General features: G+C 66.6%; 6 protein-coding genes and 3 pseudogenes. 4 read left to right on the top strand and 5 right to left on the bottom strand.

Going from position 1 to position 9,588, the window contains the following annotated elements; all coding sequences use genetic code 11:
• A partial coding sequence (locus KN815_RS03800; protein WP_308403634.1) for a hypothetical protein occupies positions 1 to 669 on the top strand: 669 nt, incomplete at its 5' end.
• Positions 670 to 1,048: 379 nt separating this feature from the next.
• Here KN815_RS03800 and KN815_RS03795 read toward each other — a convergent pair.
• The 5 genes and pseudogenes from KN815_RS03795 to KN815_RS03775 all read right to left on the bottom strand — a co-directional run.
• The gene (locus KN815_RS03795) at positions 1,049 to 2,545 is read right to left on the bottom strand and encodes an ATP-binding protein (RefSeq protein ID WP_216340152.1); all 1,497 of its coding nucleotides are present in this window, start codon (positions 2,543 to 2,545) and stop codon (positions 1,049 to 1,051) included.
• Between the two features lie 499 nt (positions 2,546 to 3,044).
• Positions 3,045 to 4,300, bottom strand: a pseudogene (locus KN815_RS03790) (tyrosine-type recombinase/integrase); the annotation flags it as partial.
• A gap of 59 nt (positions 4,301 to 4,359) precedes the next feature.
• Positions 4,360 to 4,560, bottom strand: a complete 201-nt coding sequence (locus tag KN815_RS03785; protein ID WP_216340150.1) for a helix-turn-helix domain-containing protein — start codon at positions 4,558 to 4,560, stop codon at positions 4,360 to 4,362.
• Positions 4,561 to 4,691: 131 nt separating this feature from the next.
• A pseudogene (locus KN815_RS03780) lies at positions 4,692 to 5,737 on the bottom strand (DUF3631 domain-containing protein).
• 343 nt (positions 5,738 to 6,080) lie between these two features.
• Positions 6,081 to 6,239: pseudogene (locus KN815_RS03775) on the bottom strand (bifunctional DNA primase/polymerase); the annotation flags it as partial.
• A 47-nt stretch (positions 6,240 to 6,286) separates the two neighbouring features.
• On the opposite strand from KN815_RS03775, the gene KN815_RS03770 reads away from it, so the two are divergent.
• From KN815_RS03770 to KN815_RS03760, 3 genes are all read left to right on the top strand, one after another.
• Positions 6,287 to 6,871, top strand: coding sequence for a transposase (locus tag KN815_RS03770; protein ID WP_253208737.1), 585 nt, complete (start codon positions 6,287 to 6,289; stop codon positions 6,869 to 6,871).
• A 468-nt stretch (positions 6,872 to 7,339) separates the two neighbouring features.
• Positions 7,340 to 8,341: a 2,3-diaminopropionate biosynthesis protein SbnB gene (gene sbnB / locus KN815_RS03765; RefSeq protein ID WP_216340148.1), complete on the top strand. Its 1,002-nt coding sequence runs from the start codon at positions 7,340 to 7,342 to the stop codon at positions 8,339 to 8,341.
• Positions 8,342 to 8,582: 241 nt separating this feature from the next.
• Positions 8,583 to 9,257, top strand: a complete 675-nt coding sequence (locus tag KN815_RS03760) for a response regulator transcription factor (protein WP_216340146.1) — start codon at positions 8,583 to 8,585, stop codon at positions 9,255 to 9,257.
• The last annotated feature ends 331 nt before the right edge of the window (positions 9,258 to 9,588 follow it).

Here is a 9,588-nt window from a genome sequence, read left to right as displayed (position 1 = left end):
GCCGCCGAGCAGCGCCCCGGCGCCCCGATGCCCCCCGCCGCCGACGGCAGACACCCCGACGGGGCCACGTCCGGCGGGCCGACGCCTGGCGGGTCCATGTCCGGCGGGCCCACGCCCGGCGCGCCCACATCCGGTGGGTCCACGCCCGGTGGTGGCCGCCCGCCCCGCCGCTGGCTCAAGGCCGTGATCGTCTTCCTGCTGATCACGATCCCGGCGGGCTATCTGGTGATCTCCGCCATCCAGAGCCGCAACGGCGGTGAGGACAAGGCGGAGGCGGCCTCGGCCAAGGGCCTTGCGCCGGGCTATCCGACCCGGGTGCAGCGGCGCATATACGACGTGCCGGTGCCGCCCTACTCCAAGAAGGTCGCGTTCTACGAGACCAACTCCTGGAAAGTCAGCTCGCTGTACGTGCAGTTCGTCACGTCCAGCGATGGACTCGACTCCTTCCTGCACCAGATCGGCACCGGCCGCTCCGCCCTGGACAAGGGCAAGGTGACCATCACCGGCGCCCAGGCGAAGAAGGTCGGCTGGCAGGTCGGGGAGGCTGGTCACGACTGGGCCGGGATGGAGTTCGAGCAGAAGGATCCGCAACCCAAGTTGAGGATCACGGTCAAGTTCGACAATCCGGCGCACCCCAAGGTTTACGTGGTCTCCACGGTCACCCCGTAGCTCCTTCACATCCTGGGTGCATCACGCCCGAAAGCCCCGCCACTTCCGTCGGATACCGTTTTCGGGTGAGCGAGACGAAGACACTTCAGTACCGGACCGACGGCCCCGAGGACGGGCCCCTGCTCGTCCTCGGACCGTCGCTGGGCACCACCTGGCATAGGTGGTAATCGGCGTCCACGAGGGTCTAGTCGGTCTGGGACAGTCGCGTACGTCCAGGTCGGAGCCTCACAGTCCGGGGCAGTCCGTACAGTCTGTGAGATCTGTGTGAGATGTGTGGGGACTGTTCGTGGCGGCCGGTGTCGCCCAGGATGCCGCAGGGCCTCGGCGGACCGCTCGCGCGGCTACAGCGTCCTGCACGGGGTGGCACGCAAGCGATGCGTCACTCTCCGTGCCAGATCCGGTGCAGATCCACGAGTTCCACCTCGTGGCGCTCCGCCGCGGCCTGGGCCAGGTTGATGTCGAAGCCGGAGCGTCCGAAGAGCAGCAGCTTCGCGCTCGCCGTGCGTACCCCGCGCGCGATCAGCAGACCGCGGATGCGGTCGAGCCGGTCGAGGTCGGCGAGGGTCCGGGCGCGGTCGGAGGCCTTTGCTTCGCCGATGGCGCGGATGACCGGGCTGTGGGCCTGCCTGCGCTCGCCCTCGTCCAGTGCCACGACATCGATCTCGTGCTGCTGTCTGCCGGCGGGGTCGTTCACGACGGTGCTGCCGACTTCGCCGATGGCGCCGCCGAGAGTGCGTGTCGAGGCGTGGCGGGATGTCCATTCGCGGGCGAGCTGCTCGAAGGCGGGACCGAGGATCTGGGCGCTGACGGTGTGCTCGGCGGCGCGCCAGGCAGGTTGTGCCTTGCGTTCCTCGAAGGCGGCGAGCCGGGGTGCGGTGACGAGCTGGTGGAGGCGTACGACGGGGTCGGCGAGCCGTAGGACGGGGCGGCGTTGCAGCAGCAGGTCCTCGTCCTTGATGAGGAATCCGGAGGTGGTGAGAACGTCGAGCGGATGGTGGAGGCTGCGCTGGTCGCGTCCGATAGCCGCCGCGACCTTGGCGGGCGAGGTCGCGCCTGAAGCGACTGCGCCCAGTACGGACAGGTAGAGGGCCCGGTCCTGGATACGGGGGTCCTCCCGCAGAAGGTATCCGGCTTCGCCGAAGAGGGCGTGGCTGGGGTTGAAGGCGGTCGTGAGTAGCAGTTCTTCCAGCTCGGACGCGCTCTGTGGCGAGGCCCCGCCCACCAGGTCCCGGTATCCGGGGGTGCCGCCGAAGAAGGCGTACATCCCGAAGGCCGTCTTCAGGTCGCGGATCCCGTAGTACGCGGACGTCGTGCGGTAATCGAAGGGCCGCAGCAGCAGGTCCAGCTCGGCCCGGCCCCGGAGCGCCTTCGCACCGGACAGCAGATCCGACATCACGGCCAGTGCCGAGCCGCAGAGGATCACACGTCCGCGTGGGCCCTCTCCGCCGATGTCCCGACTCTCGTCGACCAGCGCCTGCAGGGCGGACGGGAGCTGCGCCCCGAGCGGGTGGGCCAGCAAGTAGGGGAGTTCGTCCAGCACCACAAGGGCAGGCCGGCCGCCAGCCGACGGCACCGGCCGCAGGGCCGTGCGCAGTGCCTCGTCCCAGTCCTGGAAGCGCAACTGCCCAGGGCCGAGCCCACGGCCTGCGGCGATCGCGTCGGCGAAGCGCTGCAACGCAGGGAGCGGCTCCTCCTCCTGCGCCATGTGGTAAAGGCCGCCGTACTCCCGGCAGAGGCGGCGCAGCAGGAAGCTCTTTCCAGTACGCCGTCGGCCGTAGAGGATTCCGATGCGCAGGCCGGGGGCGTCCGAGGAGACGAAACGTTCGAGGTCGCCCCACTCCGTCTCGCGATCGAAGAGATCTGGTGGTCGTGCCATCACCCAATGACATCAGCCAATCTAGTCTAAGTCAAGTTAGGCTAACTCGACTGAGTCAATGCTGCCCGCAGGCTCGGGGGTGGTGCGGTGCGGTGGTCTCGGCATCTCGGCCGGGGCCGCGTGGGACCGTGACCTCGCGGACGTTGCGGGTCTTGCGGTAGGCGAGTGTTTGGCCGCCGGGAGCGCCAGTCCTCTGTCGGATGACTACAGGAGCGATCACCAGGGGCAGATCGCGGATCGCGAGGCCGACCCCAATCCTCGAAACCGCCCGGATGTGTCGGGGGGAGGGTGCGCCCGCCGATCGCGGGCACACTTCCACTCGCTGCCGACGGAGGTTCCTTTGCCGAGGTCGGACAAGCACCCTCATCTGCCTGTCTGGCCTCGTCAGGAGCTACGTTTGCAGCCACGAAGTTCCCTCGCTGACCACTTCCGGCTGCCCCGCCGGTGGACAGTCGGTGGACGGACGCCTTTGGACAGTGCATCACGGGGTGGCACAGGTCAATCCGTCGCATGTGCTCTGATCGCGACCCTTCACGTACCGGCGCGTCTGACTGATCTGGGTGTGCCGAAGGATCTCCATGATGGTCGGCATGTCCACACCCAGCTCGTTCAGGATCGTGCCCGCGGTGTGGCGGCTCCCGTCGTACAGGCGCCGGTCACTGATGCCCGCTTCCTCCAGCAACTCCTTGAACTCCTCCCAGTCGGCCCGGGGATCGAGCGGCCGTCCGTCCGGCCGAATGAACACGGCGTCGTGCTCCTCCCACTCGTCGCCCGCGGCGGCCCGCAGCACGTCTTGCTGGGCCTTGTGCTCGCGCAGGTACGGGATGAACGGCGGCGGGATGGGCACGGGGTTCTGGCTCTTCTTGGTCAATCCGCCGCCCTTCCGCTCAGGGCAAGCACTCGCGTGCGCGTTGCACGTCTCTGAACAAGGCTCGGGGCATCCGCGCTTGTAGGTCCTGTGCGTCGCGCAGTCCGGCGGGCACGGCTCGAAGCGGTGCAGCCGGGCGCCGCAGGCGTGCGGGCCCTTGCAGCCGTGGCGCCAGGTGAGGCGTTGGAGCTGCCATTGGGGTGGAACAGCTCGTTCTCCAGGTCGACGTACCGCCACCGGAGGCCCAGCGTCTCCCCTTGCCGGAACCCCATTCCGACACCGACCGCCCACCGCATGAAGTTCGGCCGCTTGGCCGCGGCCTCCAGGAACCCCTTGGCCTCCTCGGTAGTGAACGGGTTCGCCTCGGTCTCATCGACGCTCGGCGGGTCCACGAGCGTCGTGACGTTCTCCACGATGATCCGGCGCCGGTGAGCGATCTTCAGCGCCCGCGACAGGATGCGGTGCACCTTGAGCACGTGAGAGGGCGCGTGGCCCTCTTCGAGCATGGCCGCGTACAACGTCTCCAGGTGCTCCGGCGCCAGCTTGTCCAGACGGTGCTGACCGAGCCCCGGGATGATGTCGTTCCGGGTCTTCGACCAGTAGTCATCCAGCGAGCGGGGCTTGAGCTTCAAGCTCGCGATCGTGGTCAGGTACGTAGTCATCCACTCGGCCACGGTCGGCTTCCGCCCGGCGACGGGCGCGCGCCCCTCGTCCCGCAGCTTCTCCAGCTCCTTGACCTTCCGGCGTACGGCCGCCTCGGTCCTCGCGCGACGGTGACGACGGTCCGGACTTCCGTCACTCTTGACGCCCATGGTGACGCGGCCGTGCCACCACCCGTCATTTCCCAGGTAGATGGACGATTCCATGTTCAGCTTGCGGGGGCTCACGTAGTCCTCCAATGCGAGAGGCGGGCCGGATTCACCGGCCCACCTCGGTTGAGCAGTGTTCAGTTGCATTCGGTGGCGAAGTTCGCCACGAAGATTTCGAGGTCGGTCACGCGTATGCGGCGCGACTGACCGCGCTTGATGAACTTCAACGTCCCGTCGGCCATCAGCTCGTAGACCGTTGAACGCCCCACGCGGAGTGTCTTTGCGGCTTCCTCGAGCGTGTAGAGAAGGGGTGCGACGGGCGCGGTAGCGGTGCTCACCGGCGTTCTCTCCTCTGCGACATCGGGGGCGGACTCATCGCCCCTTCCTGGGGGTCCGCTACATCCGCTACAGCGCAGGTCAGGGGCCTGTTTCGTGTAGTGGATGCGCGGGATGTAGCGGATAGATGCCGCTACGCGCTGCGGGCGGTGATGGGCGTCGTAGCGGTTTCGGCGGGGATGGCGAGGTCGTCGGCGTAGTAGCCGCGGGGGACCCCGGCGGTGGTGCGGATGGGCCTCGGCTTGATGGGCTTGTTGGCGCCGGTGACGTACTCGCCGAGCATCCGGGACAGGCCGCGGGAGGTGAGCGGCTTGCCGCCCGTGCCGCCCCAGGGCGCGTCCTCGATGCCGTTGAGGCATTCGAGGATCACGGCGGTGGGCATCCGGTCGGCGCCGCAGAACACCGCGTCCCGCAGGTCGGTCAGCAGCCGGATACCCAGGGATGCCTTGTCGTCCTCCTTGGCGGCGGTGACCAGCTCCACGCACGCGGCGCGGGCGCGCTCGGGCCAGGTGCCCTCTACGGCCGTGCGCACGCTGTCAGCCCACCGCGCAGCTGGTCCCGCAGCGCGTGCCCCTGCTTCTCGTGGGTGCGCTGCCGGAAGGGCTCCACCTGCTCGTTGGGGGCGCGCGGCGCATGCGGATGATGACGGAGCGGGTCAGGATCGTGTCCGGCAGGGAGCCGAGTCCGGCCATGGCCACCGCGCAGTACGAGGGGAACGCCTGCACGCTCTGGTTGGCGCCGTCGCTGACACAGCGGTAGGTGACGCCGGAGCGTCGGTGACCGGCGTTGAGGAATCCACGCAGGTCCTCGTTGTCCCCGGCTTTGGGCCCGAAGACGGTATCGATCTCGTCGAAGAGGATGGTGGGCCGTCCGTCAATGCCGGATACGGCGCGGCAGAGGGCGGCGGCGGAAGCGTTGACCGCGACCATGGGGTGCGGGACGAGGGTTTCCACGATCTCGAGCGCCCGGGACTTCCCCGACCCGGGCTCCGGGGAGAGGAACGCCAGACGCGGGGTAGAGTCGAACGCGTCGAGCAGGTGGGCATGGGCGTCCCACAGCACGACGGTGACGTAGGCCGGCTTCGGAGGGGAAGGCGTTGAACCTGCGGTGAAACGCCTCGACCTGGTCCAGCAGCGCGGCACCGTCGATGGTGGGCACGTTGTCCGGCGTGATGGTCATGCGGCGGTCCTCGTTTCAGTCTCAGCGGCGGCCGGGGCACGGTGCGGGCAGGTACCGAGGCGGGCGCGGGTGGTCAGTTCGATGACGGCTTCGTGGCCGCGGGCGCGTTCGTGGTGGCCGCAGCGGCACAACCAGTCCGCGACGGGCACGCGGTCTAGCAGGCCACGGATCTGGAGGCCCGGCATGATGCCGCTCACCGTGACCTGCTGCGGCTCAGAACGAACAGCAGAAAGGACGGCCTGACGGCCGACGACTTCCGGTGCGCTACGGCCACCCGGGGCCAAGTTCGGTTTGGCGGCGCGCGGCTGGTCGGTGGTGCTGGGCAGGCCCTTCAGGGAGGGGCGGCCTCCTCCACCACCGACCGGGGAAGGTCGCCCCACGCGACGAACCGCCCCAGAGCCCGCGCAGCGCGCAGCAGGGTGGCGTTGCGCTCACCCTCGCCAGCGTGCTGCACCGCCGCCGTCTCCGCCGTCAGAGCCGTAGCGGCGTACCGGGTGGGACGACGAGCGGGCTATCGAGAAGCTTCCCGAAAGTGCCTGGGAGACCTCCGTGCACCAGGACGGCAGCCTCCAGGAGGGCTACTTCGTGGCCGAGCTGACCGGGCTGAACACCCGTGAGGGCTGGCCGCAGGGCATGCGGCTGATCGTGCGCCGCGTCAAGCCCACCCGGCGGCACCTGAAGAAACTGACCGCCTTCGAGAAGAAGACCGGCTGGCGGTACTGCATCACCGCCACCAATATCCGCCACATGTGGGGCATCGCCGGCTCGGGCCACAGCCAGTTCCTGGACGTGCTGCACCGCTCGCATGCCGGCGTGAAGGACCGGGTGCGCACGAACATGGCGATGGGACTGTACAACTTGCCCTCCGCTTCCTGGGAAGTGAACTGCGGCTGGATACTCGCCGCGAACCTCGCCGCCGATCTCGACGCGTGGGTGCGGCTGCTGGCCCTGCACGACATCGAGGGCCTGGCCGACGCCGAGCCGGACACCATGCGCTTCCGCCTCTACCACCTGCCCGCCCGCCTCGCCGACCACGCCCGACGCCGATGGCTGCGGGTCGAGCGGACCTGGCCCTGGGCGACGGCGTTCACCACCTGCTGGCAGCGGCTGACCGTACTCCCGGCCATCACCTGACGACCGGCCGCCAGACCCGACGAAGACCAGGAAGGAGCAGGACCAGCGCACTCCGGGTGCCGTGGAACCCCGGCGCAGCCGCAGCGACACGCGAAGGCCCCGCCCGCGATCACGCGGAACAAACAGGGCGAACCGACAGCCCGATCGGGCACTCGCGACCACTGACGAATCGAGGCTAAATGTGTCGGTTCAAGCCGTCCGAAGTCGGGAGTTGTCTCTTCGGCCCTCTGTGAGTTGTTGAAATTTCTGCAGGTCAAGTGATTGAGTTGGGGTTCACGGCTCCCCGTGCCGTTGTCGAGTTGATGCATGTTTCAGCCATTCTTCGCGCCGGGCTCAACCGTGCAGGCAATCGGTGTCCGGCTTCCTGTGAATTGTGCGTGAGGCGGTTGACAGGGTGAACGGTGCGGATTACAGTCTTTTGGGTGGCCAAATACTGGGGGTAATGTGGTGGTGTCTGGGCAGGAGTTAATGGGACTCCCGGCTTTTCGCATTATTAACCGCACATTTGTGTGCAAGATTATTGATGCTCATCTGCCGGAAATAAGAGGGGTGGTGCGGGATGCCTACCTTCGTTATGCGGATGGCCTTTCCGTCAATCCCCCGAGTGGCTTCCTGAGGTTTCCGGACCGACCTCGTGACCGAATCATCGCGCTCCCCGCGAGAGACTCGAGAGAAGGCGGTGACCACGCTGGAATAAAATGGATATCCAGCTTTCCCGGGAATATCGAAAAAGGTTTACCGCGAGCGTCGGCCGTAGTCATCCTGAATGAAATGGCGACTGGGCTGCCAGTTGCCTGCCTCGAGGGTTCCGCGATTTCGGCGGCACGTACCGCGGCATCGGCGACACTGGCCGCCGGGGCCCTGCATCCGAGGAAAGAGAGACAGGTCCTCGGAATCATAGGGTGTGGCCCCATCGCAAAAACAGTTCACCAGCATCTGCGCGCAGATGGCTGGTTTTTTCGTTATGTAACGGCTTTCGACCTGGACGAGAAGCGGGCCCAGGAGTTCGGCGCGAGCCTAGACGGCGAGGACGACGTGCGGATCGCCGGTAGTATCGCCGAGGTGGCGGACACCGCCGACCTGATCGTCTTCGCGACGACCGCCGGTGAACCGCATTTCTTTGCCGCTCGCCACATCACCGCGCGGCACACCGTTCTTCACCTGTCACTGCGAGACCTCGGTGCGGAGATCCTGCTGGGCGCGCAGAACATCGTCGACGACCCGGAGCATGCGGTCCGGGAGGGAACGTCGGTGGGGCTCGCGGTCGCCGAGCACGGCGACACGATCGTCGCCGGCACTCTGGCGCAGATTCTGACCGCCGATGTCGCGGTGGATTACGAGCGCCCGCGCATCTTCTCGCCCTTCGGGCTCGGCGTGCTCGACATTGCCGTCGCCAGCTATGTGTACGACAGCTCTGCGGCGAGTGGTCAGGGAACCGAAGTACTCGATTTCTTCGCGGACCCCGCGTGAGTTGATCTGCCCGCCTCGGGTGACCCGTCCATGGGACCCGGGGTGAAGTGATGATCGGGTTTCGGTGTTCCTCCGCCCCGCGGGCAAGCACTTTCTCGCATCACGGGTCCAAGCTGCGGAAAGCGACTGCAGAGCCGTTGTGGCGCGTTGCCCTGCCCCTCCCTTCGCCCGCAGGCAACGAGCCCGGTATGCGCGATGTAGGGGCAGACGTTCTGGATGTAGGCAAATTTCCGGAGACCTTATGCGTGTCTTCATCGCAGAGTCGGATCCAGTGAGCCGCCGCAGAATACGCCGTATTCTCAGGGAGAACGAAAGTTGCGAACTGGTAGGAGAAGTTGCAGAGGGGAATGAGCTGGCGGGGCTGGTGGGGCGGTCCGACCCGGATGCCGTCGTGCTCTGTCAGGATATCGTGTCGAACAATAGCTCCGTGGTTCCGTGGCTGGCCGGCGAGATCGGCGCCGCAGTGATCCTGACGGCGGCAACCAGCGGTGGCCCGACCGTATGGCGTGGCATGACCAGCGGTGCAGTGGGATACCTTTTGAAGGATCGGCTGGCGGGTGAGCTGGAAATGGCGCTGATTGCTGCCGAAATGGGCGGGATATTTGTATCTCCGCCGCTGCTCCGACAGCTGTTCGGCTACATAGAAGATCGCTTCGGCGAGGCCGGCATCGAGCAGCCGAGCGCGCAGGAGATCGTCCGTTCGCTGCTGCCCAGGGAGCAGGAGACTCTGTACCGCCTCGCTGCTGGCCAGTCTACCGAGGAAATCGCCCAAGAGATGTCGGTTGCTATTTCTACCGTACGGGCGTATGTGTCCAGAATCCTTACAAAGCTGGGGCTGCGCAGCCGTGGGGAGGCTGTTTCGTTGGCGTTCCGTTCTGGATTCTACAAGGTCGACAGAAGTCTGGAGATCGGTTGAACATTGATCTGCGGTGCGGCATGCATATGCGCTGCGCGCGTGTTCATGTGTGAACTGTCGATTGATCCTTTCGCTGACGTGTTGTGCATGTGGCGACAATTGATGCGTGTGTTCGACGGGGGTTAGCTTTCGACCATGGAATTTCGTATTCTCGGTCCCGTAGGGATGTGGTCTGCCGGAGTTGAGGTTCCACTGGGTGGTTCGAAGCAAAGAACCATTCTTGCCTCCCTCCTCCTCGCCGACGGTTGGGTCGTCTCTGACTCTGACCTGGGGGAGGTCCTGTGGGGGAGGCGGCCTCCTGTCACGTACCAGGCGCAGATCTACACCTATG

This window comes from Streptomyces niphimycinicus (assembly GCF_018883605.1).
In the GTDB taxonomy this organism is placed as follows: Bacteria; Actinomycetota; Actinomycetes; order Streptomycetales; family Streptomycetaceae; genus Streptomyces; species Streptomyces niphimycinicus.
The sequence above is the reverse complement of the archived record's forward strand: the minus strand, read 5'-3'. Positions and strand labels throughout refer to the sequence as shown.